The organism is Deefgea piscis (assembly GCF_019665785.1).
Classification (GTDB): domain Bacteria; phylum Pseudomonadota; class Gammaproteobacteria; order Burkholderiales; family Chitinibacteraceae; genus Deefgea.
In genome coordinates, this window is sequence record NZ_CP081149.1 from 2552721 (window position 1) to 2574634 (window position 21914).

Consider the following 21914-nt stretch of genomic DNA (forward strand, 5'->3'; position numbering starts at 1 on the left):
AACAATAAATCCATAGTGGCAAAACTGGCGAAAACCCGTGATCTGATTTACAAAATTACTTTATGTATGTATACATCAAGCAACGTGCTCAATACATACAATAAACGCAAGCCGTAATCGCAAGAAGATGCCTATTATTTGGCACCACCCACACCAGTAAAAAAATATATGAAGCCAAACAAGCAGCCCGTCACAAATTCACTTTTGGATCAAATTGACGCTTTATTTTCCAATGGACAACGCCTCTCATCTAGCGACATTCGCGTGCCCAGAGCAAGGGCCGAAATCAAAAAACTAACTCAGTCATCCGATATGAGGCTGCGAGCAGATGGCTACATGCTTGAAACAGGGTTGAATTTGTTAATCGGCAACGACGTCCTAGCTAAAGAACTAGCGCATAAAGCGCTAACAGCATCTTTCCATTCAAAAACAATTGCAATCCAGTTGGCGCAATTTTTTTGTAAAGCTGCTATGTTTGAAGACGCACTAGATATAACCAACGAGTACTTGCATACAGCTGATCCAGAATACTTATCTTGGCAAGCACAACTTAGCCACGTACTGCTCCTAACAAACACAGCCCAAAAGGTAGTGGAGATGAATAGAAAATTAGGGAGCCCGGACATGCCAAAAGAATTTGCGGAGTTGCTAGGAAAAATTACGCGCACAATTGAAGATTGGAATTTAAATCCTGAACAAATGCAGCAAATGGTCGCATTGGCTTTTAGCATTGCTAAGCAAGACAATAAACTGCTCAATACTACGCCAGCGCTGCAGCTAGATAAAAATCAAGACCTACTTTGGTACCACATACCGGTGCAAGCATCACCAGCAGCAACCAGAAAATTAAACAATCAATTCATTGATTCGCTTTTCGAAACGATGCCAGATGCTCCAATAGAAAACTTTCATGTTTCATTCGTAACGGAAGACAAACATGGACCACAATAACCTCATTGCGTGGGCAGAGACAGCTCTTCAAAATATAGTAAATAACCCCGTTCAAGGTGATTTAGCAGAGTCAACATACAGAGCAGTGGGTAGTCGCGCTTATTATGCAATATTCCATGCAAGTCAAAGCCTATGCAATCGACTATTGTTACCACCATCTGCAAAAGATGATTCAATCAAAGGCTCACATGAAAAGCTCTATCAACGCATGATTGAGTGCACCAGCACTCGGCATACGTCTCACGTAACAATAAGAAAATTGGCTTATCGTGCACGGGGCGATCAAAAAATGACAAGAGTCCACGCTGACTATAATTTCACTGACGAATTTACATTAGCACAAGCTAGCGACATCCTAAATGAAGCAAAAACAATGATTGCAGAAGCTGACAAGATTACCTAAATACCAAAAGCAATACCCAACCCGCCTCGGCGGGTTTTCTTTTGCATGCCATTCCTGTAAATTTCAAGACACTTACCAATTAATTTACCTAAACCAAAAAACAAAGAGAAAACACTTATGGAACCCTTATTACTAATCCCACTTATTGTTTTACTTTTTCTATACATTAAAGAAAAAAAATCCCACCAAACAAACATAAAACTCGCCAAATTAAGAGAGGATGAATTAAAGTCGCTACAAGAACTGGCTATCAAAGAAGCTGAATCAAAAAATAAAATACTAAACGCAGAGAATGATGGTCTTAAGTCAAATATCGAGAAACTTAGTAAATACCAATCCATCGCTGACATCGACGAAGAAATAAAAAAGAAAATAACTGAATCGCAAACAATCATCGACAGAAACAAAACGCATGCACAAGACATTGTAAATAGCGCTAAATCAGCAGCAGAAAGCACCATTCAAAATGCAAACATCAACGCTGCAGAACTTAGAAACAAAGCAAACTCACTACTTATCAGTGCGCGTACCGAATCAGAAACCATAGCCAATTCGGCAAAAGCAAACGCAGAACAAATACTAAAAACCGCTAGAACCAACGCAGCCGAACTTCGCAACAAAGCAGACCAAGCGCTTAACGCTGCCAATAGCCAAGCAGCAGAAATCACACAAAGAGCGCAAAACAACGCGACAAGCATCGCTGGCGACGCTTATACAGCACTAGAGCGAAGCAAAGAAATCCAAGCCACTGTCACCGCTATGGAAAATGTAATAAAAGGCTACGGCATCAAATACCTCAAACCCACACAAAGCCTACTTGATGATTTAGCTGATGGATTTAGCCATACTGACGCAGGATTGCAGCTAACCGCAGCCAGAAAAAACAGCAAATTACTCACCGAGACGGGCAAGGCTGCCGTGTGTGACTATGTCGAAGTCAATCGAAGCCAAACGGCAATTGCATTCGTAACCGATGCATTTAACGGCAAAGTAGATTCAATTTTAGCCACCATCAAAGCAGAAAACATCGGAAAACTAGAGCAGCAAATTCATGACGCATATAGTCTAGTGAATCATCTAGGCAAAGCATTCAGAGACGCCCGAATTACACCCGCCTATCTAGAGTCTCGATTACAAGAACTTAAATTAGCCGCCACAGTAGTAGCATTGCGCGATCAAGAGCGTGAAGAACAACGCCAAATCAAAGAACAAATCCGCGAAGAAGAAAAAGCCCGTCGCGAATATGAGCGCGCAATTAAAGATGCAGCCAAAGAAGAAGAAAATATTCGCAAGGCCATGGAAAAAACAGCAACACAAATTGCCAAGGCCACCGATGAACAACGCACTGAATTCGAACTTAAATTGGCAGAGTTACAAGAAAAACTCACCGAGGCAGAAGCTAAAAATCAACGCGCACTCTCAATGGCACAACAAACCCGTGCTGGACACGTTTATGTCATTTCAAATATTGGTTCATTTGGCGAAACCGTATTCAAAATCGGCATGACGCGTCGACTAGAGCCGATGGACCGCGTCAAAGAATTAGGCGACGCCTCCGTACCTTTTACTTTTGATGTTCATGCCATGATGTATAGCGACGACGCCCCAGGTCTTGAGCGTGAGCTACATCGCCGCTTCAACCTACAGCGTATGAATATGGTTAATTTCCGTAAGGAGTTTTTCTGTGTCGATTTACAACAGATCAAAAACAGCATTACTGAACTTACCGGAGGTGATTTACTCAAAGAAGCGCCTCACTTCACCCTAACCGCTGCCGCGCATGAATACCACGAAACTCAGGCGATCAAGCACATGAACCAAGAAGAGCGTAATCAACATCTAGCACGGCTTCTAAACTTAGAGGCGCTTACGCCACTTGAAGAACTCAGCGAAGAAATTGAATAGTAAAGAAACAACCAATTTGAACCGCCTTAGGGCGGTTTTTTTTCGTCCCAAAATCAACAATGCCAAATATTGTTGATTTTTAATCAACTTATGTTGACTAACAATCAACAATTGTTTATCTTTAACACATCACCCCAGCGCAGCGGTGCTGATGTGGGTGTTCAGCCAGTACCAAATTCCCCCGCTGCGCTTTTTTGGATGCCCACTATGCGTTCAGCAACAGACACCCTACGCGACATTGCCGGCGGCGAGCTGGTCGAGGATCTCGGCGAAGTCATCCGCGAGCTAAACACAGCTATCTCCCTCGTCGACAACGGCAAAGGCGGCAGCATCACCGTAAAAATCAATATCAAACCCGCAGGCCGTCAATCTGGCGCGATGCGTGTGGGTTATGACATCAAGCTCAGCAAACCAAACCAACCACGCCGCGAATCGATCATGTTTGGTACGCCAGAAGGCGACCTACTCGCCACCGATCCAACCCAACGCCAGCTCGACCTACGCGACATCAACGCCACCAGCCCGACCACGGTGCGCGATGTGAACACCACCCCAATCACCCTTAAACAAGTCACCGCCTAATCCGAGGAAAAACCATGCCAGCAGAACAAATCGAAGCCGAACTCGTCAGCCAACCCAGCGCTGTTGCACAAATCTTAAAAGCCGCCCAAAAGCCGTTTCAAGAAAACGTTGAATTAGAGGCTTATCGTGAAGGGTATCGCCCTGTAGTCTTTATCCCTAATGGCTACAAAGCCGAATACCCCGACTTTGAAAAGCACCTAGACACCCCGCTACGCAAAACAGGCACCGTGCGCTTAGATGATGCCGAATCATTCGTTTGGTACTTGAAAGAACACGGCCAAGCCAACCGCACCCGCACCTATCTACAAGCCGATTACGCCGCAGGCAAAGTCAGCTTCACCGCGCTACTCAACGACCACCAAGGCGGCTACACCGAGCAAAACTGGCGCGACCATAAAGCCCTATTTACCCCGGCTAATTCCGTGGAGTGGAATACGTGGACAAAGAACAATCGCGAACCAATGATGCAAACCGAGTTCGCCACCTTCCTCGAAGACAACCTCGCGAATATTTGCGTCATCGAAGGTTTACCGACCGCCACCGACATGATGGAAATGGTGCTCAACTTTGAAGCCACCAACGAAAAACGCTTCAAATCCGCCGCGCGCCTGCAATCTGGCGGCATCAACTTTGAATACATCGACCAAGAAGACTCCGTCACCAGTAGCAAGATGAAAGTGTTCGAGCGCTTCGCGATTGCGATACCGGTATTTGTCCAGCCGATTGCCGCCACAGACGCCATCGTCGGCTACCGCATCGATTGCCGCCTGAAATACCGGATTAAGAGCGGTGCATTGCTGTTGTGGTTTGAACTGGTACGCGAAGACAAAGTGTTAGAGGCCGCCGCCAAAGACATCGTCGCGCAAATCCAAAACGACAGCGGTTTCCCACTGATTGCCGGTAACCCATTCGCCTAAGCATTCCCAGCGTCCAGCCGTTTGAATCAGCACCTACAGACGGCTTGGCGATGTGAATCAAAACAAGGACAGCATCATGCATACGCTCACAGTTGAATTAATCGACAGCACTGAAGACTTTTTTGTTTTGCGCACTTGGCGGCTACGCGGATGGCGCATTACCCACAAAACGGGTGATCGCTATCAAGCCACCCAAACCATCAAGGTGGCAGCATGAAACCTCAAATCATCATTGGCCTTACGGGCAAAGCAGGCGCAGGCAAAGACACTGTTGCCGATTACCTCGTGACGCAAAAATTCACCAAAATCGCTTACGCTGATCGTCTCCGTGACGACGTGTGCTTTGCCTGGGGCATCGCGCCCGAGCTACTCACCGAGCGCAGCACCAAAGAAATACCCCAAACCGCGCTCGCGATATCGGGCTGTCAAGACAGCCGCTTCTTGCAACACATTTTGATCGTGCTAGCCGGTGATGATCGCTCGCAATGGGAAATCGAAGCCCGCATGCCGCGAGCACCGCGTTGGATTATGCAGCGTTGGGGCGACTACCGCCGCGCCCTATTTGGTGCCGACTATTTCTTGATCGAGCTCGCCAACAGAATCGCCGAAATCGACGGCCACATCGTGGTCTCTGACGTGCGCTTTGATAACGAAGCCCAACAGCTGAATCAATTAGGTGCATGGCTATGGCAAATCCAACGCCCCAACCTCACCGCCGTAACCCAACACGCCAGCGAACAAGGCATCAAATCAGACTGGATTGACTGCGACATCAACAACCACGGCACCATCGACGACCTAATCGAAAACACCGCAGATAAATTGACACTGGCGATTTTTGGGGAGAAAGCAGCATGAGTAAAAAACACACACCCACGCTTTGGGCATTTTCAGATACCGATTACTTAAGCGCAAACGGCGTAAAGGCTCGTTTTTGTGAAATTGTAGAACAAACAAAAACGTTTGCGCACTACCGTCTTTTTGAGGTGCAAAACCCAGCAGAAGACAAAGTCATCGCTCTCTTGGGCTGTGGGCCTGCTAGTTACGACAACGCTCGCCGCATCGTGGCCTGCGTAAATCGCCTTACCGCATTCACTACAGAAGACATCGAAAATCCAGCAATCGATTTATTTGGTATTTCCGCATCACAACAGCGAATCTGGAACGCAGAACAACAGCGCGACGAGCTACTGGCCACGCTAAAAAAACTAGCCGTCGCAACATCACACTATCGAGTCGAATTAGCCGCATTCGTCGGGTTTGGCGCAAATCAACCCTGCGACGCCGAACGAGCAGCGTATATCGCCATCGCCAAAACGAAAACACGCTACTCATCCGACGTAGAAAGCGACGGTGGTGAGATATGAAAGTCAAGCTAAAAATCAATAATCCAGCCGCCGCTATCGCCAGCGCCAAGCGCGTGAAATCGGTACTTGACCGCATCGAGGGCGACTTGGTCATCACCACCGATCACAACACCATCATGACGAGTGAATACACCGTTGCAAATATCTTTTTTTCCTACGCAGCCAAGTACGGCATGCTCGTTAAAGTTGAGGGCGAAGGCACTCAAAAGCGTCAGGTTTGGCGCAAAACAGGTGAATTCCCCGAGTTTATCGCTCCCGAAATCAGCGAAAGTAAACGCCTTCAGCTCGAAAACCAAGGCCGTGGCCGTGGTGCAAAACGCACTAAACCCGCCGCAGACAATCAGCAAGTCGCAACGTATTCCAGCGCCAAACAGCGCGCTAACGCGGCAAAAAGCAGCGCCAAACAAGGCAACGGCTCGGTACTAAAACCCAAATTCAACCACTCAATCAGCCCAGCCAACGAGCCAAAAAATTACGATTTATACGATCGCTACCAGCCCAGCCGCCTAGGCATCATGAACGAAATCGAAGACAAAGGCGGCTACCAACACCACGTGCACCAGCCAGCCACCACAGGCCGCGTGTTTAGCAAGGGGAGATATTAAGATGAATACCGCTTTTTTATTAATGGCGCAATTTGAAACGCCACTAATCCCGATTGCCAAAGTCGGCGAATTCCTTGGGATGAGCGAACACCAGATCAACGTGCAAGCCAGCAAGCATCAGTTGCCGTTCCCAGTGATTAAGCTCAGCGATTCACAAAAAGCCCCGCGCTTTGTACGCATCGAAGACCTAGCGAGCCATATCGACCAGCAGGCAGAGAAAGCCAAGACGGTTTGGAAGCGGAATCAGCTATAAGCATTTCCTATGTAGTTAGTCGCAGCGCCATTTGCTGTTTTTGGTCTAGCGTTGCTACTGAATAAGCACGCAACTGGACGTAAACGGAAAGTAACCACAGATTAACAACGCAACTGTTCGAAGAGTCCGAACTGTTTAGATAAAGGAAAGATCATGGAAAGCGCAAACGTAGAATTATCAAAAGAAGAAAACCAAAAAATCATCGATCAGATGCGAGCGCATCAAGCTGAGCGTAAAGCCGCCACTGTCGCGGCCCAACCTGCTTTGATACGTCTGATGGCAGTGGCCGAGCGTGACACGGGGCAAAGCCGCGTCATCGCCAAGTTCTTGCTGGGCTGCTACAACGGCAACCGCTTCCCCTTCGACTTGACGGACTTTCGCGTTCTCGACCACGCCTTGTTTAATGACTGCATGCTTGTTTTATCGATGGACTCTTACTGCACACAAGAGATTCATTGCTACTTTGAGAATGGCGGTCAACGCTTCGAGAAATTGGCCGATGACTGGAACTTAAACAAATAACAAGGAAAGTCGAATCATGGAAAATGCAATTATTGGCATCAATCCAGATACACGAATTTGTGAAGAAGTCGCACTAGCAACTGATAAACAAGCGCGGCAGAACATGCTGCAAAGTGGGCTAGTGATCGGCGAAACCACAACGGACGTTGCTCGAAAACTGTTGGGTGAAAAAGTAGAAATCACCGCACCGTATGCGTTCGCAAATTAAAGGAAAGTCGATGGTAAAAATTCCAGTCCCGATCTCGGGCGGCAAAGACAGTCAAACCTGCTTGGAGCTAGCAATCGAGCTGGTCGGCGTTGGGCATGTGCAAGGATTATTTTGCGACACAAAGTTTGAGCATCCACTGACGTATGAACACATCGACTTTATTCGTGACCACTATCGCGTTCAGATTGATGTGGTCAATGCGGGTAATGTACCCGATAAAGTCCGTAAGTATGGGCGATTCCCAGGTGGTGGCGCACGGTTCTGCACTGACGAGCTAAAGATAAAGCCGACGGTGATTTATGCCAAAGCGCTTGCTACGGCACAGGGTGGCTTTGAAATTTGGTATGGAATGCGCTCAGATGAAAGCACTGACCGTGCCGCGAGATATAAAGACCGCGTGAGTGACGAACTCTATACACCTCACGAATATATGGCCGGAAAATACCCGAAATATCTAGCAAGAATGGGCGTAATGGTTCGATTGCCAATTCTCGACTGGAGCAAGCATCAGGTGCTGCACCAGTTGCAAGATCGAGCCAATCCGCTGTATGCCGCAGGATTTGACCGCGTAGGCTGCTTCCCTTGCTTTGCATCGGGTGATGTTCACAAAGAGCGCGCATTTGGATTCGACAAGTTTGGCAAGCAGCAAAAGGTGATCGCCCTACAACTTGAGCGCGAAATTGGTAAAAGCATCTGGACCAGTCAAGGCGGCAGCCAGCGCAACAATCCCGATCAGATGTGCATGATTTGCCAGTCGTAATTGTAGGAATAAATAACTAAGGAAAGCTACATATCACCGCCGATCACTACGCCCATCCATCACGATGGGCGTTTTTACTTCCCGATGTAAATCCTCTGCCTTCAATTGCGTATAGCGCGCCAAGTTTTTCCAGCTCTTATGCCCCGACACCAGCGCCACCTCTTGAATCTGATAACCTTGCTCAAACAAACGGCTAATCGCCTCATGCCGCAAGTCGTGGAACGTCAGGCCGTCAATCTGTGCCAAGCGACACAGCCGCTCAAACCGCGCTCTAACGCCATCAGCGGTATACGGAAAAATGCGCGCATCAGTACGCGGCTGGGCTTGGATGATTGCCAAAGACTCACCCAATAACGGCACGCGCTGATTATTACCAATCTTTTCTTTGGGGTCTTTTCGATCTCGAATCACAATCGCTTTTTTGGCCTCATCCAAATCAGACCAGAGCAGACCGACAATCTCACCTTGTCGCATCCCCGTCTCAATCGCAAAGCGCACGATATCGGCGATGGGGATAAAGCCTTTGTGTTTCCATTTTTCGGCCTGCACTAAAAATGCCGCCAACTCCCCAGGCAATAAACGTCGATCACGCTCTACCGATTTAGCCAATAAACCCAAAGACCAGCACTCATCACGACCCAATTCAAACTCGGCCACCGGCACATCTAAGCCAAAAAAAGCCTTGGCGCGACGCAGTGCACCACCTAAATACACAATATCCTGATTCACAGTTTGCGGCTTAGCGCCCTCAGCACGCCGATCACGGCAATATGTAATCACTGCAGCGGGCGTTATATCGACCAATGGCAAAGCGCCAATTCGTGAGCGAGCCACAATCCCCAGTGAACTGCGCTTGGTATCCCCTAGCGGCTTATCTTTTTCTAAAAACGCAATGTACTTAGCAATCAAATCAGCAACAGTCAGACCCCGTAAACTACGCACGCGAATAGATTCATCATCTTTCATCGCCTCGGTAAGCCGTGCCGCCCAATCCTCAGCCTCGCGCTTCGTCGCAGCCTCAGCCCTTGGCCCCTTACCCATCACCAAAAAACTACGCGACTCACTCAATACCGTCTTACCATTACGAAATAAGCGCACCGAGGCTTTAAAACTAATCGAGCCGTCTTTGTTTTCTTTGCGTAAAATAGTAGCCATAGCCGCGCCATTTGCACCTTGAGAAATTTTAGCCCTCTAAGTTACAGTCAAGGTGCAAATTTTGCAAACCAATACGCAGCAAACCCAATAAAACTGAAAAAATGTTAAATAACGAAACCCTAGCAAAATCAAGCCAAAACCCAGCAAACCCAATGCCTGCAAGGGGTAGAAGGTTCTGCATCGCGCCGATGCTCGATTGGACGATTAAAAAATAAACACTATATTTATCAACAATCTAAGCACAGTTAAAAATAAATGTAGCACTACCGAATGCACCAATTTTTTTAAAAATCGCTGCACATTATCAAAAACAAGTGCTACACAGCCCAGATGGGCTTTTTTTTATCCGTTCTGCATAGCGCCTACGATACGTAGAACTGAACGTTTTTATCTTTTCAGCTCAAAACAAACCACACAATGCCCCAGCATCCCAATTGGTGATCACCAGCTCTTTGCTGCTTTTCACTTGGGCTTGCTTTGCATTGTTGCCATTGCTGTATTTAATCTTGAGCTCTTGAATCGTTAGCCCGGCAAATGCTTCACGGATGTCGGGATGATCGTTGATGCTGACCATCACCTTGCCTTCGCAGCTTTTCATAAACTCAGCCATGGCCAGATATTGATCAAATTCAAATGGCACGCCGTACCCTTCGGTTTGCCAATACGGCGGGTCGCAATAAAAGAAGCTGTGCTTACGATCATAACGACGCATGCAATCGAGCCAATTCAAATTTTCAACGGTGGTACCGGCCAGGCGTAAATGGGCGGACGAAAGATTCTCTTCAATTCGACACAGATTAATAATCGGTGCAGTCGTCGCAGTACCGAAGCTTTGCCCATCGACCTTGCCGCCAAAGGCATGCTGCTGCAAATAAAAAAACCGCGCAGCGCGCTGAATATCGGTGAGTGTTTCGGTTTGGGTGGCCTGCAGCCACTTAAATACTTGCCGTGACGACAACGCCCATTTGAATTGACGAACGAATTCTTCTAAATGATGCTGCACGACACGGTACAGATTAACCAAATCGCCATTGATATCGTTAATGACTTCAACTGGGGCAGGAACAGGGCGTAAAAAATACAAAGCGCCACCACCGCAAAAGACTTCAACATAACAATCGTGCGGTGGGAATAATGGCAACAGGCGGTCAGCCAGTCGGCGCTTACCGCCGAGCCAAGGAATGATGGGGGATGTAGACATTAGCAACTCCAGAGTCAGATCCATGATCGGGATCGAATTGGAGGCTCGAGGCCTTCAGATGATTCAGTGTTCCACACCGGGGACACTTGATAGACAGCTCAATAAACCGCCCTTCTGCGAGCTTTTTATTGCATTGAGAACAACGTATATTTTGCATAGCATATTATAGAACAAACGTTCTTTTTATGTTTGTAAAATGCAAAAAAAAAGCCCACCCTTGCCATGTAAGCAAGGGTGGGCTGATTATTTTTTAGTCACGACGTTCAAGCCGCGCTGGCATTCGGTTTGATCCGCTTATCTACTACTTATCCACAACATTAACCTCAGATCTTGTGGATTTAAAATACCCATCCCGCTCGAACGCGAGCGACGTTTTGACCGGCTGGACTTTGCGCCAGATCTAAGCCCAAACGTACACGTGACAAATCGCGCTCGAGCCAAATGCCTTTTTCACGATCACTGCTATAACTCACACCCACGGCCCAAACTTTAGCCGGCGGTGGGATATAGCTGGCCTCGAGTGGCATATCAATGGCACTGACCACTTCGCCATCTTGCGAGCTCGCGACGATGCGCCGACCATCGCCCGATTGCACTAAGCTCAAATCAACCGATACCGGCGGACAATCTAGCCCCGAGGCTTTATTTGCAGCTGGTTTTGGCTTCACAGTTACCGCAATCCGCCGCTCTTCGCGGCTACCCGCTGGCAAAACATGCGGTGCTGACGACGGTTTGGCCACTGGGCTTCGCGCAGCAATCACACTACCGTCGCTTTGTTGCACAGCGGGTAATGTCGTCACCACTTCGGTAACAGGGTGGCGATAATCACCGAGCAAATACCCCAGCCAAGCCACAAACAGCAACGCAAGCAGTACGACGACATTTTTAATAGTCAGTTGTTTCATCGCGCAGTCCGCCATTCTTTACGCTCATAATGCGGATAGTCCGGCGTTTTCCAGCGCCCGCCCCACACCAAACCAAAGCGCTCGCCAATCGGGCCTAGGCTTAAATAAAAACCCAATTCTCTGGCGTTATTGCCTTGCAAATATTTGCCGTTTTCAAACACCCCGACATCGAGCGCCTCAGCGTCGCCATGCGGCGTTTCGGGCAAATCGGTGTTATGGGCGCTGCTTTGGGTCCATGTCACTTTGGGGCCGGGCTTAGTTCGCCCTTGCGCATACAAAGCATTTTGCTCAGACTGCGGCCGCCAAGTGCAGGTTAAACGCACTTCAAGTGCTGGATTTTGCTGTTGTAACGTGGCATTGGCTTCGGCAATAAATTGCTCAGCAAGCCCACGGATGCTGGCGTGTAAATCTTTGAGTTCACGACTAGACATGAGTTTTTCCATAAAAAAACCCGCCAATCCATACAGACAGGCGGGTCGTTGAGCGATGACGTATTAACCGCCGTTGATTTTGTTGGCTTGCTTCTTAAACCAGAGCTCGACAAATTGCGCGCCAACAATCCCCAATGCCGAACCAATGCCCAGTAAAGCAATCGGGTGCAAATTGGGGATCTGAATCAACGCCAAACCGGCAATCGACGACGTTGCCGCGCCTAAAATTGAACGCCCAAAACACAGGCGAACTGTCAATTCTTCTTTTGAAACCAGCAACTTACCCAGCCCGATCAAAGCGCCCGCCACTAACACGCTGATTAATGTTTTTTCATGTTCTTGCATATCGCTTCACCGATCTTGAGACGTAAAAAAACCCGCTTTTGCGGGAGGTTGATTTTCTGTTTTGCCCCGCTGCATTAGCGGACTAAACCGATGACAAATCGGGATTCGCTCAGTCGGATCGCGTAGCAAATTACCCAGCTTCCACCCGACGCGAATATTGATGCAGCGCCCAAACAGCGACGGCCATGTTGCCGAAAACTCAAACGCGCAGCGACCTTTTTGATCAGTCACCAGCGTTAAATACGCGCCGGGGATATACGTCGGCACGCGCCGCGCCTGCAGATTGCCCCAATGCCGCAAAGTCGGCCGATCAAACGTTTGCCCGAGCCAAAAAGAAAAGCCCGCAGCAGGATTGCGCCACTGCCACAGCACATACGTCCACCAACTGGCGGTGTGCGACGCACAAAAACCGGCATCGCCATTGCAGCCATCCATGCGCGAATCGGGCGTTTGAAACCACCATAACCAGCGCGGCAAATAACCATCGCGTCGAACAAAAAGCGCAATCACCGGCGCCAGCAGCATCGCCAGCACTGTAAACAGCACATCCATCACGGCCAAAAATGGCCACATCATGATCAGCCTCATGCTGGCCACCCCACAACAAAGCCCGCCAGCGCTTCACCGCTCAACTTTTCGACTTCAGCTTTCATGGTGCGCTGGCGATCGTGGATCCGAAAACCTTGATTAAAAATCGCTTGGTCATGCGCTGCGATGAGTTGTTGCAGCTGCTCTAGCGTCATCGGCACATCGACGTTATTAGCGTCAGTCCAATAAAACCCAGCTGGCAACCACGGCATTTTGACGCTGTTTTGTAATCGCGTCGCAACCGCCACGCCGCCGTCCCATGTGTGTTCTGCGTGGCCAAAGACAAAGCCTGCTGCTTCTTGCTGATCGCGCCAAGTGTTTATTTTAGTCACCATTCCTTGACGCAATTCTTCGTCAGTCTCGACAGTGAGCGGCACGCCGCCTGCTGCGAGCCACGTTTCATAGTCATTAAACCACCGGTGCCCGCGAGGGATTGACGCACCATTCTCGATTAAAATAACTATGTCGGGATTTTTCGTTAATTGATACATATCAGCTCCTCTTACAATTCTGCGTCCGCAGTCCACTCGATCTGCAAAGTATTCCCAACTAAGCTCGAAGCTGTCATCGTCGAAAGCAAACTCAAACCGTCAATTTGTTGCGATTGGACAGAGGTATTTGTACAGCTCTGTGCCGCCGCCTGATTCCATACCTGAGCACCCGCAGCGCCGGGGCTATATAAAACAACGCCAGGAATTGTTCTTTTTATTGCTTTAAAAATAATTCTGATCCCTCCCTGCACGCCGTTTGGCGCAGCGCTTTGCGAGAAAGTCCCAACGCAAGTTGACGCCCCTTTATTTGACTGTATCGGCCCAAACACAAAACTCGTTTCAAAATATCGCTGACACCGAGCAAGTTCAACATCTGCAGGCCGCATCTCAAATGCCGTCGCCACTGCACCTTGCTCAATCTGCGGCATGCTGAATGTGCCGCCGGTGAAACGGACAACGGCATTTGAGTTTGCTGACAGAGTGAAAGATGCACCTTTTGCGATAGCAGTACCTGCGACTGTCGCGGTTGCTGTTCCGGTCCAATTGAGCACATACGTACCGCCGATAATATTGGCACCCTCAATCACTTGCTCAACGCCACCCGCTGGCGCCGTCATCACATTGACTGCACCACTCGCGGCCCAACTCAGCGACTGCCCCGCGACCACTACGCGCCAGCGGTCAAGTGTGTACTGATTTGCTGTCGTCGTCGGGGAACCAGAAACATAAAAGCGTTGATTGATCGTGCCAGCGGCGTTGATCAACAAATTGCGAAAACTAAACCCGCCGTCCGTGCCGACTGCAGTTGCGATTGCGGCCATATTCGCGATTTGAGTGCTGTTTATAGAACGTGCCGCATTCGGCGCACGTGGTACGCCGGTTAAGTTGACGTCCTGAAAATCGGTCAATGCATCAACCACATTCGTGCCATCGCAATACAACGACCACGTCCGATCCTGCGTGACGACCACACCGCTACCCGCTGCAGTTTTGACTGTCAGAGTGAACGCGCCGGTGGTTTTGTTGGCAATGGTCCATTTGCCCGAACCAGTCGGCACCACTACCGCGATATTGGCGGTCAAAGCGCCTGTGAATTCCAAAATCGCAACACCGGCCTCGGCGGCGGTGAGCGTGACGGTTGCCCCGCCTGCTACCGATTTAACGACCTTGCCATTCACGGTCGATTGCACAAACTGAGTGTTGGCGATTGAGCCGTCGTTATCGCCCAATGCTGGGGTTGGCGTTGTTGGTGAACCGGTTAACGCAGGACTGGCCAGCCCGGCTTTTTGCGCCAAAGCGTTGGTCATTGTCGTTGCAAAATTAGGGTCATTGCCCAGCGCTGCTGCTAACTCATTCAGCGTATCGAGCGCAGCGGGTGATGATGCCACCAGCGCAGCAATTGCCGCAGCGACACCAGCAGGATGCACCGCGAGCGAAGTGCTGGCACCGGCGACAGTTTCGGCGTTCGTCGCCAGCTCGACTTTGCCTTGTACGGTTTCGCTGGCATTGGGGACTGTCGCCGCGATGTCAGTAATGCCATAGCCCGCTACTGTTGTTGGCTTACCCGTGGTGATTTTTGCCCAATCAAGCGCCGGAATATCCGTCGCCGCGAGCGAGGCACCACCAGTCACGCGGCCTTTGGCGTCAACCGTTACTTTTGGATACGTGCCAGCGGCAACGCCAGTATTGGCCAGTGTTAATGTGGCAGAGACATTCGCTGACCCGTCAAAGTTGACCGAAAACGACGCATCACCAATCATTGCAATGCTGCGTGCGATGCTTAATTTGTTGGCTTTCCCAGCGGCAACCATGCCGTTTTCGAGCTCGTCGACGTGCTTTTTTAGGTATGCAGTTCGATTGGCGAGCTGCCGTGTTGGTACATTATCAATGCCAGACGGGCCACCTTCTACGGGGTCGCTGGTTTCCCATTGATAAATTCCGCTTTCCCATTGTCCTGTTTCTTGTAAATCGGCCATTAATTGCTCCCGTGTTTATACGTTCGGTCATACCGTGCGACGCCATTGCGCCGCACTGGTACGGCGCGATATTCGATGCTGGCTAAATGGCAACGTGCCGGCGCGAAGTTGCGTAATAATTTTTCAAGTCGATCGGCCTGATCAATCGTCAACACCCGATCGAGCATCAACACTCGGTACGAGGCCCAGTCAACCACATTGCCTCGCACCATCATGCCGTTTCTTTTTCTCTTGCCATCGTGCAGGCAGCGAGAAATGCTTTCGATAATGTCCACCTCGCCAAAACCCAATCGGCGAACAATGTCGCGAATTGCACTTGGCGTACCTTTGCGCTTATGCAATGCAATAGCACCGACGATTAATTCACGTTGCGCGGTATCTGATTCAGCCAGCTCCCAACCATCGCTAATTAAACTAAATTGATCAGCCAACCACGGTAAAACATCGCTTTTTACTGTTTGCGAGCGGATAAGAAAAAGCCGCGTCAGATCTAAACTGAGGCGGCTTTGTTGCATCTGGGCCAGCGCGTTAAACCGTGGATCGCTAGCCAGTGGTGGGACCAGATCAGGAAAATCAGCCATCCTCGACCCCCGTTAAGTTAATGGCCACCGCAGTACAGCGCGACCATTGCGTTTGAGCGACCGCCTTATAAATCAACCCTGGCAATTCAACGCGCTTCACGCCAGGCACTTGCAATGCAGCTGTGATCTGACTGGGGACAATATCGCTGCCAAGCTGACTACGCATTTGCAGCAATAAGGCATCTAAACTGGCTCTCGCTGCGCTCAGCGTTTGCGGCACATTCGCGCTGCTATATAAAGTCAAATTAGCGCCCACACTAAACGCGATCTCGGTTGGTTTAATCGCACTGACGCTGTCGCACAATGGCCGGCGATCTTCACTTGAACACTTCAACAGCACGGCATCCAAAATGCTTTGCGATGGCAAACCACTGCGCATCAGCGGATATAAAGCAATCGAGCCTGGCTGCGGTGTAGCAACGTGAACGTCGATAATGTCGGGATGCGCCGATTTAGCAAAAAATCGATAAGCCCCCACAGGACCAGCAACGCTATACGCCTCTGGTGCATCCAGCAGCCGATCACGAAAGCGCGCATCATCTTCAGCTTCGCTACCATCACGGGTTTCGGTCACATTGCGCACCGCTGGCGTAGCGCCTGCAATCCCCGTCAATAACTCAGTAATTTGCCCTGCGATATAACCATTACCAGCAACACCGGCATCCATCGACGCGCTCGCAACGACAATGGTTAAACTGCCTGCAAGCAATGTGGCATTGTGTAAGGTCGCCATCGTGACGCGGCCATTTTGACTGCCAACACGAGTACCAGCTGGAATGACGAGCGGCACAGCCAGTGGCGCGCCAAGACTGAATTCCAAATCGCAGCGTGCCGATTGCGCCGGTAAACGTGCAACTTCATCATAATTTTTAGCGATTTCATCGAGCATTTCCCCGCGCGCAAAGCGCACTAAATTTTGCAGGCCAGCATCTTGTACCGCTTCGCGCAGCAATACTTCTCGATACGCCATAAAGTTAATAAACAGCATTTCCGGCTGCGCTGGGTACAGTGTTTTTCCCGTTAACCGCTCAAACTCAGCAATCATTTCGAGGGTGATTTTTTCAGGATCACGATCAATTAATTGCGGAATGGGTGCATTCACCATCAAATCACTCACGATAAAACACCTCGGTTTGTCGTGGCTCGCCCCCTGCTGCGGGTTGCCAAACAATTTTAAAATTCAGCCAGTGCAAATCAGCCGCCTCGACTTCAATCCGCAATAACACAATGCGCGGCTCCCACATCGACAATGCATCAATCAACTCGCGAATCACTAACGGCCGCACTTGATTGATTGGCTTATCTAAATGCTGCCAAATATCGCAGCCAAATAAAGGCCGATGTGGATCACTGCCTTTAGGGGTGCGGATAATAATCCGCAGGCATTGATCGACATCGGCAAAGGCTTCAACGACCTGATCAAACTGCCCTAGCGCCATACTCCACTCGCTGCTTTGAATCTCGGTCACGTCCATGCTTTATCCTTTTTCTTGAATCGCCCCCAGCCGTTGTAAAGTCACCGCCGTTTCGTAGCCAGCGCTGCGCTGTATCGTGTGCCGACTGAGCGTAATCTGATACTGCCCATCGAGTACGCCCATATCGAGCACATCGAGTGAATTGCCAGCAATGGCGCGCACATCACCGATTAAAGTCACTTCACCCTCAGTGGCCTTTAAGTTTTTCTCTTTCAACGCCGCTCGTGCCATCACTTCGGCTTGCTGTTTATTTTCAGCTCGCGCATTCAGCTTGAGCACATCAGCGTGTTTTTGCTTGGCCAGCGCTTTGTCATGCGCGGTAAATTCAAGCAATTTATTACTTTTAGGGTCGAGATAACTCACCGTGGCCGCACGATAAATTGCACTGGTTTTGTCAGTAAACCGATAGCGTTTCATTTGTTTACGATGTACTTGCAGCACGCTTTGTCTATCCATCGTTGATTCGCGCTGACTAAAAAACAGCTGTTTATCACGTACCGCCACTAGATAACCGTATTGGCTGGCAATGCGGCTTAAAAACGCCAAATCAGTTTCTTGGTTTTGCGTGACACGCCCCAAATAAATCAACTCCACATCGCCCACTTTTTTCAAGCCATGCTTATCAGCGACTTGCTTGGCCAGTGTGTCCAAATCCATGCCATCGTATGCTTTACTGATTTTGGTCCGAACGGCCTTAGACACCGCCGCTGCCAAACCTTTTAGTACCACTGTATCTGGCGGGCCTTCTAGCTCGATTTCATCGACTTCAAACACCCCGCAGTCGAGCATGGTTTCGCCCTGATAGCCCATGGTTAAGCGCAATTGATCCCCTTTTTGCGGATACCATGCCCCACGCCATAGGCCAGCACGATCTTCTAAACGCAATTCAAGCTCATCAGCCTCGCCCGTTAATTTGTCGACATACGTCACCGACAACAGATACGGCGTCAAATACGCAGTAATGTCTTTTTTATCGTACTCAACAAAAAAAACCGGGCGACGCGGCCCGGCATACTTGTTTTCAGCGGCGGTTTTTTCTATCTCTTCCACGGCGGCAAATCCTCAAAAGCAGCTTGATCGCTATCACCCGCTTCTAAAATCGGGATGCGTACACGTAAACCACCCGACAGTGCCGGCAAAATGCGCAATTGCGGATTGGCATCTAATATCGGTTGATATAAACATGCATCTCCGTAATAGCGCCAAGCCAGATGATCCCAGCGCTCGCCTTCCGCGCTTCGATGCTCAATAAATTCCATTAATTTCGCACCTCATCAATCTTAGTAAACGACACCCCATCACGATTGGTCTCGGTCCGCGTGGTACTGGACTTTTTAGCCGTAACGGGCTGCTTTTTACCGGGCTTATTTTTGCTTTTACGTGCTGGCGCATTTTCTTTTTGCTTACTTTTTTTGGCGGTCAGTGGGTCATCTTCAACAAATTCTTTAAGCGATAAACTTGCAGAAATCGACTGCAACGTCCCCAACTGATCGGTTTTTTGATGTGTGACCTCAATCTTCTCAATCACAAAGCGCCCAACAATCACACCACTGCCGTAAACAAACGGCAGGGCCTCATGCTTTAAGCGGGCTTCTTGCAATTTTTTGAGCTCAACTTCGGGCTCACAAAAAAAGTGATGAAATGACAATTCAATCGTCACCTCATCCAGCGCATCCCCCATCAACTGCAAACGGGGCTTACCTTCAATCACATCATGCTGCGCAAAATTGGTCGCTGACGTGGCTTTTAAACCGTCAAAGTAAGTAATTAACTGAAACTCAACATCACCCAATACGGCATACATTAAGCACCCCCTGCATAGCTCACACGTTGCTGTTGTTGCATAGCCCGAGCAATCATGGTCTGAATCTCGGTTTGATGCTCACGCAGCATTTTGGCAAATTTCTCTTTCGTGCCTGGCAAAGGGTCGCCTTGAATGGTCAGCTGCGGGCTGTACGTCATTTGCATGATTTGTGATGGCTTGCTACCGCTACCGTTTGCCACTGGATTTAATGGCGGACTCTTTGGCGCAATATTGGCTGCCGCAGCATAAGTTGGCGCAACAGGTGCGGCTTTCGCTGGCAGACTCACTGGCGCATGAGGTAAAGGCTTTGGGTTTTGCGCTACATTTTGCGCCGGTGCTAATGCAGGGGCAGCCTTAGCCACCATCACCGGATCAGCATTAGCTTTTACGCTGGATGCTGCGGCATAAGCGGGTATAACGCTTTGTACGACAGGCGCGGCAGTGGCCGCCGCATAACTTGGCGCTGCGGCACTCAAAGCGCGCGGTTTTTCAGCTTGATTAAATGTTTTAGCACTCATCTCACCGAGCTTTTGCCCCAAACTACTGCCGACAAAGCCACCAATTAAACCACCCAAAGCCCCGCCAATCGCGGTGCCAACTCCAGGCGCAATCAGCGTGCCAATCATCGCACCGCCTTTTGCACCCAAGACCGCACCACCCCAAGCGCCACCCGCGCCACCCACAATGCCACCGGCTTTTTCTACTTTTTGCGCGGCGCTCATTTTTTTATCGGTCGATAATTCATAAGCACCATACGCCAAACCTGCAACAGCAGCCGCCGCGCCAGCGCGTCCAGCCCATTTGCTCACGCCGCCGGCCATTTTCCCCCAGCGGCTGGGCTTAGCCGCGCCTGCAGGTCCTGCCGTACCGACTGCACCGGCGTTACGACCAAGATCAGGCACACCGACTCCGCCACCGGGCATATTGACGACAAACACGCGTTGAACCGCCGCACCGGCTAAAGCCGACGCAGCATCGGCAACGCCAGCGCCTTTTTTCTTACCAAACAAACCACCCAGCGCCGCGATGGGCTTCATCACGCCGCCGGCCATTTTGGTGATCAAACCCAAAGTCATCGCCACTGCACCACCGGCCAGCAATAAGCCGCCCAGCGCCAAAGTACCAATGCCAATCGATTTGGCGAGCATTGGGTTTTGCTTGATGAAGGTATCTAACTTTTGCGATAAGGTGCCAAAGAGTTCGGCGGCTGATTTCAATTCAGGCGCCATCGCTTCACCAAAACTAGCCAGCGCATTGGTAAACGTACCTGACGCGGCATCCCAAAGGTTTTTTAACGTACCGAGCTGCGCATTCACCCGTTGCTGCAATGTGGCTTGCCGCGACAATTTATCAACGACTTCGTTGTAACCGCCTGCGCCTTTCTCAATCACCTTGCCAAGTACCTGCATGGTTTCGGCATCATCGCCAAAGATTTCTTTTAACGCGGCCAAACGTGTGACCGTATCAAGGTTTTTCATTTTGTCGAGCTGGGCCATTAAATTGCCCATACCGCCAAATTCACCCTTGCCGTCAGTAAAATCAAGCTTGATGCCTTGCGATGCCAGCGCAGCATTGGCTTTAGCGACTTTCTTGGTGTCTAAGCCCAACTGAATGGTTTTGCGTAAGGCATTACCTGCTGCTTCGCCCTGCATGCCCATCTGATCGAACATCACCGCGAACGGGGCCATTTCTTTGGCGGCATCCGCGCCCTTGCGCTTCATGGTATCCATGGCGGGGGCCATCTTGGCGTAAAACGCCAGCATATTGTCGTCTTTCACCCCCAAATTAACCGAGCGCTGAATGGTGTCCATCAGCGACATCATGTCTTTTTCGGTCGTCCCCGTGGCATCTTGCATCTTGGCGGCAAATTCCGCCGCTTGCTCAGGCGATTTTTTAAGCAAAACGCCCATGTAAGCGGCTGATTCACCGACACCACCCAAGATTGCGTCGTAGCTCATCCCTTGTTTGACCAAGGTGGACATCATGTTTTGAAAGTCGGCGGTCGTACCCGGTAAGGTCGTTCCCAGCTTTAAAGCTTTGGCATTAATTTCATCGAATTTTTTATCAACAACACCGCCAGCGCCCATCATGGCGACTTTTAAACCCGTCGCTGCGTCTTCTGCATCAGCAAAAGCAGCAATTGGCTTCGTCATCAAGCCCGTTAAAATCGCGCCGTCGGCCATCATGCTCATGCCTTTGCCTGACAGCTTTTGCGACACCGCATCAAACTTTTTTTCTAATCGATCTAAACTGCCAATCGATTTATTTGCGGCGCCACTGATCACCGATGACATGTGATCAAACGCTTTGAGCTGAATGCCGAGCTGTAACATATCCATGAGAACCCCCTTTTATTAATCTGGCTGGCGATGCAAATGGTTGTGATAAGCCACGGCCTCAGCACAACAAGCAGCCAATTCATCAGCGGGCATCGCATCAACCGCAGCTTCTGACCAGCCGTACGTGGCATACAAGTGCGATATGGTCAG

29 protein-coding genes are annotated in these 21914 nt (G+C 49.7%); 13 read left to right on the forward strand and 16 right to left on the reverse strand.

The genetic code is table 11. The annotated features are described in order from the left end of the window. Nucleotides 1-138 precede the first annotated feature (138 nt). The 13 genes from K4H25_RS11755 to K4H25_RS11815 all read left to right on the forward strand — a co-directional run bounded on the left by K4H25_RS11755 (nucleotide 139) and on the right by K4H25_RS11815 (nucleotide 8473). Nucleotides 139-951 (forward strand): hypothetical protein, encoded by an 813-nt coding sequence (locus tag K4H25_RS11755; protein WP_221020683.1) that lies wholly within the window; start codon nucleotides 139-141, stop codon nucleotides 949-951. Beyond that, the gene (locus tag K4H25_RS11760) at nucleotides 938-1354 is read left to right on the forward strand and encodes a hypothetical protein (RefSeq protein WP_221020684.1); all 417 of its coding nucleotides are present in this window, start codon (nucleotides 938-940) and stop codon (nucleotides 1352-1354) included. The genes K4H25_RS11755 and K4H25_RS11760 overlap by 14 nt, the downstream gene beginning before the upstream one ends. 117 nt (nucleotides 1355-1471) lie before the next feature. Next, the gene (locus K4H25_RS11765) at nucleotides 1472-3259 is read left to right on the forward strand and encodes an SNIPE associated domain-containing protein (protein WP_221020685.1); all 1788 of its coding nucleotides are present in this window, start codon (nucleotides 1472-1474) and stop codon (nucleotides 3257-3259) included. A gap of 207 nt (nucleotides 3260-3466) precedes the next feature. Beyond that, nucleotides 3467-3841, forward strand: a complete 375-nt coding sequence (locus K4H25_RS11770) for a hypothetical protein (RefSeq protein WP_221020686.1) — start codon at nucleotides 3467-3469, stop codon at nucleotides 3839-3841. A gap of 14 nt (nucleotides 3842-3855) precedes the next feature. After that, on the forward strand, nucleotides 3856-4758 hold the full coding sequence (locus K4H25_RS11775; RefSeq protein ID WP_221020687.1) for a DUF2303 family protein: 903 nt from the start codon (nucleotides 3856-3858) through the stop codon (nucleotides 4756-4758). A 76-nt stretch (nucleotides 4759-4834) separates the two neighbouring features. Then, on the forward strand, nucleotides 4835-4975 hold the full coding sequence (locus K4H25_RS11780) for a hypothetical protein (protein WP_221020688.1): 141 nt from the start codon (nucleotides 4835-4837) through the stop codon (nucleotides 4973-4975). After that, nucleotides 4972-5616, forward strand: coding sequence for a deoxynucleotide monophosphate kinase family protein (locus K4H25_RS11785; RefSeq protein ID WP_221020689.1), 645 nt, complete (start codon nucleotides 4972-4974; stop codon nucleotides 5614-5616). Before K4H25_RS11780 ends, K4H25_RS11785 begins: the two co-directional genes overlap by 4 nt. After that, nucleotides 5613-6125, forward strand: coding sequence for a hypothetical protein (locus K4H25_RS11790; RefSeq protein WP_221020690.1), 513 nt, complete (start codon nucleotides 5613-5615; stop codon nucleotides 6123-6125). Before K4H25_RS11785 ends, K4H25_RS11790 begins: the two co-directional genes overlap by 4 nt. Continuing rightward, a complete protein-coding gene (locus K4H25_RS11795) occupies nucleotides 6122-6730 on the forward strand; it encodes a hypothetical protein (protein ID WP_221020691.1) in 609 nt (202 codons plus the stop codon). The genes K4H25_RS11790 and K4H25_RS11795 overlap by 4 nt, the downstream gene beginning before the upstream one ends. Before the next feature lies 1 nt (nucleotide 6731). Beyond that, a complete protein-coding gene (locus tag K4H25_RS11800) occupies nucleotides 6732-6983 on the forward strand; it encodes a pyocin activator PrtN family protein (RefSeq protein WP_221020692.1) in 252 nt (83 codons plus the stop codon). Nucleotides 6984-7136: 153 nt separating this feature from the next. Continuing rightward, on the forward strand, nucleotides 7137-7505 hold the full coding sequence (locus tag K4H25_RS11805; RefSeq protein ID WP_221020693.1) for a DUF7673 family protein: 369 nt from the start codon (nucleotides 7137-7139) through the stop codon (nucleotides 7503-7505). A 16-nt stretch (nucleotides 7506-7521) separates the two neighbouring features. Beyond that, nucleotides 7522-7713 (forward strand): hypothetical protein, encoded by a 192-nt coding sequence (locus tag K4H25_RS11810; RefSeq protein WP_221020694.1) that lies wholly within the window; start codon nucleotides 7522-7524, stop codon nucleotides 7711-7713. Between the two features lie 10 nt (nucleotides 7714-7723). After that, the gene (locus tag K4H25_RS11815) at nucleotides 7724-8473 is read left to right on the forward strand and encodes a phosphoadenosine phosphosulfate reductase family protein (protein ID WP_221020695.1); all 750 of its coding nucleotides are present in this window, start codon (nucleotides 7724-7726) and stop codon (nucleotides 8471-8473) included. 33 nt (nucleotides 8474-8506) lie between these two features. On the opposite strand, the gene K4H25_RS11820 is transcribed toward K4H25_RS11815, so the two are convergent. The 16 genes from K4H25_RS11820 to K4H25_RS11895 all read right to left on the reverse strand — a co-directional run bounded on the left by K4H25_RS11820 (nucleotide 8507) and on the right by K4H25_RS11895 (nucleotide 21764). After that, nucleotides 8507-9628, reverse strand: coding sequence for a tyrosine-type recombinase/integrase (locus tag K4H25_RS11820; RefSeq protein ID WP_221020696.1), 1122 nt, complete (start codon nucleotides 9626-9628; stop codon nucleotides 8507-8509). 400 nt (nucleotides 9629-10028) lie between these two features. Then, the gene (locus tag K4H25_RS11825) at nucleotides 10029-10829 is read right to left on the reverse strand and encodes a DNA adenine methylase (protein ID WP_221020697.1); all 801 of its coding nucleotides are present in this window, start codon (nucleotides 10827-10829) and stop codon (nucleotides 10029-10031) included. Then, complete coding sequence (locus K4H25_RS11830; protein ID WP_221020698.1) at nucleotides 10792-10986, reverse strand: Com family DNA-binding transcriptional regulator; 195 nt, start codon at nucleotides 10984-10986, stop codon at nucleotides 10792-10794. Before K4H25_RS11830 ends, K4H25_RS11825 begins: the two co-directional genes overlap by 38 nt. Nucleotides 10987-11167: 181 nt before the next feature. Beyond that, nucleotides 11168-11734, reverse strand: coding sequence for a hypothetical protein (locus K4H25_RS11835; RefSeq protein WP_221020699.1), 567 nt, complete (start codon nucleotides 11732-11734; stop codon nucleotides 11168-11170). Then, on the reverse strand, nucleotides 11731-12165 hold the full coding sequence (locus K4H25_RS11840) for a M15 family metallopeptidase (RefSeq protein ID WP_221020700.1): 435 nt from the start codon (nucleotides 12163-12165) through the stop codon (nucleotides 11731-11733). The genes K4H25_RS11835 and K4H25_RS11840 overlap by 4 nt, the downstream gene beginning before the upstream one ends. A gap of 63 nt (nucleotides 12166-12228) precedes the next feature. Beyond that, nucleotides 12229-12510, reverse strand: coding sequence for a phage holin family protein (locus K4H25_RS11845; RefSeq protein ID WP_221020701.1), 282 nt, complete (start codon nucleotides 12508-12510; stop codon nucleotides 12229-12231). A gap of 6 nt (nucleotides 12511-12516) precedes the next feature. Beyond that, nucleotides 12517-13086: a DUF7338 family protein gene (locus K4H25_RS11850; RefSeq protein WP_221020702.1), complete on the reverse strand. Its 570-nt coding sequence runs from the start codon at nucleotides 13084-13086 to the stop codon at nucleotides 12517-12519. A gap of 8 nt (nucleotides 13087-13094) precedes the next feature. Then, nucleotides 13095-13589: a DUF4376 domain-containing protein gene (locus tag K4H25_RS11855; RefSeq protein ID WP_221020703.1), complete on the reverse strand. Its 495-nt coding sequence runs from the start codon at nucleotides 13587-13589 to the stop codon at nucleotides 13095-13097. 11 nt (nucleotides 13590-13600) lie between these two features. Next, nucleotides 13601-15565 (reverse strand): hypothetical protein, encoded by a 1965-nt coding sequence (locus K4H25_RS11860; protein WP_221022985.1) that lies wholly within the window; start codon nucleotides 15563-15565, stop codon nucleotides 13601-13603. Beyond that, nucleotides 15565-16146, reverse strand: a complete 582-nt coding sequence (locus K4H25_RS11865) for a phage tail protein I (protein ID WP_221020704.1) — start codon at nucleotides 16144-16146, stop codon at nucleotides 15565-15567. The genes K4H25_RS11860 and K4H25_RS11865 overlap by 1 nt, the downstream gene beginning before the upstream one ends. Further along, entirely contained in the window at nucleotides 16139-17263 is a 1125-nt protein-coding gene (locus K4H25_RS11870) for a baseplate assembly protein (protein WP_221020705.1), read from the reverse strand. The genes K4H25_RS11865 and K4H25_RS11870 overlap by 8 nt, the downstream gene beginning before the upstream one ends. Continuing rightward, nucleotides 17256-17621 (reverse strand): GPW/gp25 family protein, encoded by a 366-nt coding sequence (locus K4H25_RS11875; RefSeq protein ID WP_221020706.1) that lies wholly within the window; start codon nucleotides 17619-17621, stop codon nucleotides 17256-17258. Before K4H25_RS11875 ends, K4H25_RS11870 begins: the two co-directional genes overlap by 8 nt. Nucleotides 17622-17624: 3 nt before the next feature. Next, complete coding sequence (locus K4H25_RS11880) at nucleotides 17625-18671, reverse strand: phage late control D family protein (RefSeq protein ID WP_255587586.1); 1047 nt, start codon at nucleotides 18669-18671, stop codon at nucleotides 17625-17627. Beyond that, a complete protein-coding gene (locus K4H25_RS11885; RefSeq protein WP_221020707.1) occupies nucleotides 18659-18880 on the reverse strand; it encodes a tail protein X in 222 nt (73 codons plus the stop codon). Before K4H25_RS11885 ends, K4H25_RS11880 begins: the two co-directional genes overlap by 13 nt. Beyond that, nucleotides 18880-19425 (reverse strand): phage tail protein, encoded by a 546-nt coding sequence (locus K4H25_RS11890; RefSeq protein ID WP_221020708.1) that lies wholly within the window; start codon nucleotides 19423-19425, stop codon nucleotides 18880-18882. Before K4H25_RS11890 ends, K4H25_RS11885 begins: the two co-directional genes overlap by 1 nt. After that, nucleotides 19425-21764 (reverse strand): phage tail tape measure protein, encoded by a 2340-nt coding sequence (locus K4H25_RS11895; RefSeq protein WP_221020709.1) that lies wholly within the window; start codon nucleotides 21762-21764, stop codon nucleotides 19425-19427. Before K4H25_RS11895 ends, K4H25_RS11890 begins: the two co-directional genes overlap by 1 nt. Nucleotides 21765-21914 lie beyond the last annotated feature (150 nt).

Coding starts and splice junctions, on each gene's coding strand:
- K4H25_RS11760 (WP_221020684.1), top strand. CDS start 938: ATGGACCACAATAACCTCATTGCGTGGGCAGAGACAGCTCTTCAAAAT.
- K4H25_RS11765 (WP_221020685.1), top strand. CDS start 1,472: ATGGAACCCTTATTACTAATCCCACTTATTGTTTTACTTTTTCTATAC.
- K4H25_RS11770 (WP_221020686.1), top strand. CDS start 3,467: ATGCGTTCAGCAACAGACACCCTACGCGACATTGCCGGCGGCGAGCTG.
- K4H25_RS11775 (WP_221020687.1), top strand. CDS start 3,856: ATGCCAGCAGAACAAATCGAAGCCGAACTCGTCAGCCAACCCAGCGCT.
- K4H25_RS11780 (WP_221020688.1), top strand. CDS start 4,835: ATGCATACGCTCACAGTTGAATTAATCGACAGCACTGAAGACTTTTTT.
- K4H25_RS11785 (WP_221020689.1), top strand. CDS start 4,972: ATGAAACCTCAAATCATCATTGGCCTTACGGGCAAAGCAGGCGCAGGC.
- K4H25_RS11790 (WP_221020690.1), top strand. CDS start 5,613: ATGAGTAAAAAACACACACCCACGCTTTGGGCATTTTCAGATACCGAT.
- K4H25_RS11795 (WP_221020691.1), top strand. CDS start 6,122: ATGAAAGTCAAGCTAAAAATCAATAATCCAGCCGCCGCTATCGCCAGC.
- K4H25_RS11800 (WP_221020692.1), top strand. CDS start 6,732: ATGAATACCGCTTTTTTATTAATGGCGCAATTTGAAACGCCACTAATC.
- K4H25_RS11805 (WP_221020693.1), top strand. CDS start 7,137: ATGGAAAGCGCAAACGTAGAATTATCAAAAGAAGAAAACCAAAAAATC.
- K4H25_RS11810 (WP_221020694.1), top strand. CDS start 7,522: ATGGAAAATGCAATTATTGGCATCAATCCAGATACACGAATTTGTGAA.
- K4H25_RS11815 (WP_221020695.1), top strand. CDS start 7,724: ATGGTAAAAATTCCAGTCCCGATCTCGGGCGGCAAAGACAGTCAAACC.
- K4H25_RS11820 (WP_221020696.1), bottom strand. CDS start 9,628: ATGGCTACTATTTTACGCAAAGAAAACAAAGACGGCTCGATTAGTTTT.
- K4H25_RS11825 (WP_221020697.1), bottom strand. CDS start 10,829: ATGTCTACATCCCCCATCATTCCTTGGCTCGGCGGTAAGCGCCGACTG.
- K4H25_RS11830 (WP_221020698.1), bottom strand. CDS start 10,986: ATGCAAAATATACGTTGTTCTCAATGCAATAAAAAGCTCGCAGAAGGG.
- K4H25_RS11835 (WP_221020699.1), bottom strand. CDS start 11,734: ATGAAACAACTGACTATTAAAAATGTCGTCGTACTGCTTGCGTTGCTG.
- K4H25_RS11840 (WP_221020700.1), bottom strand. CDS start 12,165: ATGTCTAGTCGTGAACTCAAAGATTTACACGCCAGCATCCGTGGGCTT.
- K4H25_RS11845 (WP_221020701.1), bottom strand. CDS start 12,510: ATGCAAGAACATGAAAAAACATTAATCAGCGTGTTAGTGGCGGGCGCT.
- K4H25_RS11850 (WP_221020702.1), bottom strand. CDS start 13,086: ATGATGTGGCCATTTTTGGCCGTGATGGATGTGCTGTTTACAGTGCTG.
- K4H25_RS11855 (WP_221020703.1), bottom strand. CDS start 13,589: ATGTATCAATTAACGAAAAATCCCGACATAGTTATTTTAATCGAGAAT.
- K4H25_RS11860 (WP_221022985.1), bottom strand. CDS start 15,565: ATGGCCGATTTACAAGAAACAGGACAATGGGAAAGCGGAATTTATCAA.
- K4H25_RS11865 (WP_221020704.1), bottom strand. CDS start 16,146: ATGGCTGATTTTCCTGATCTGGTCCCACCACTGGCTAGCGATCCACGG.
- K4H25_RS11875 (WP_221020706.1), bottom strand. CDS start 17,621: ATGGACGTGACCGAGATTCAAAGCAGCGAGTGGAGTATGGCGCTAGGG.
- K4H25_RS11885 (WP_221020707.1), bottom strand. CDS start 18,880: ATGGAATTTATTGAGCATCGAAGCGCGGAAGGCGAGCGCTGGGATCAT.
- K4H25_RS11890 (WP_221020708.1), bottom strand. CDS start 19,425: ATGTATGCCGTATTGGGTGATGTTGAGTTTCAGTTAATTACTTACTTT.
- K4H25_RS11895 (WP_221020709.1), bottom strand. CDS start 21,764: ATGGATATGTTACAGCTCGGCATTCAGCTCAAAGCGTTTGATCACATG.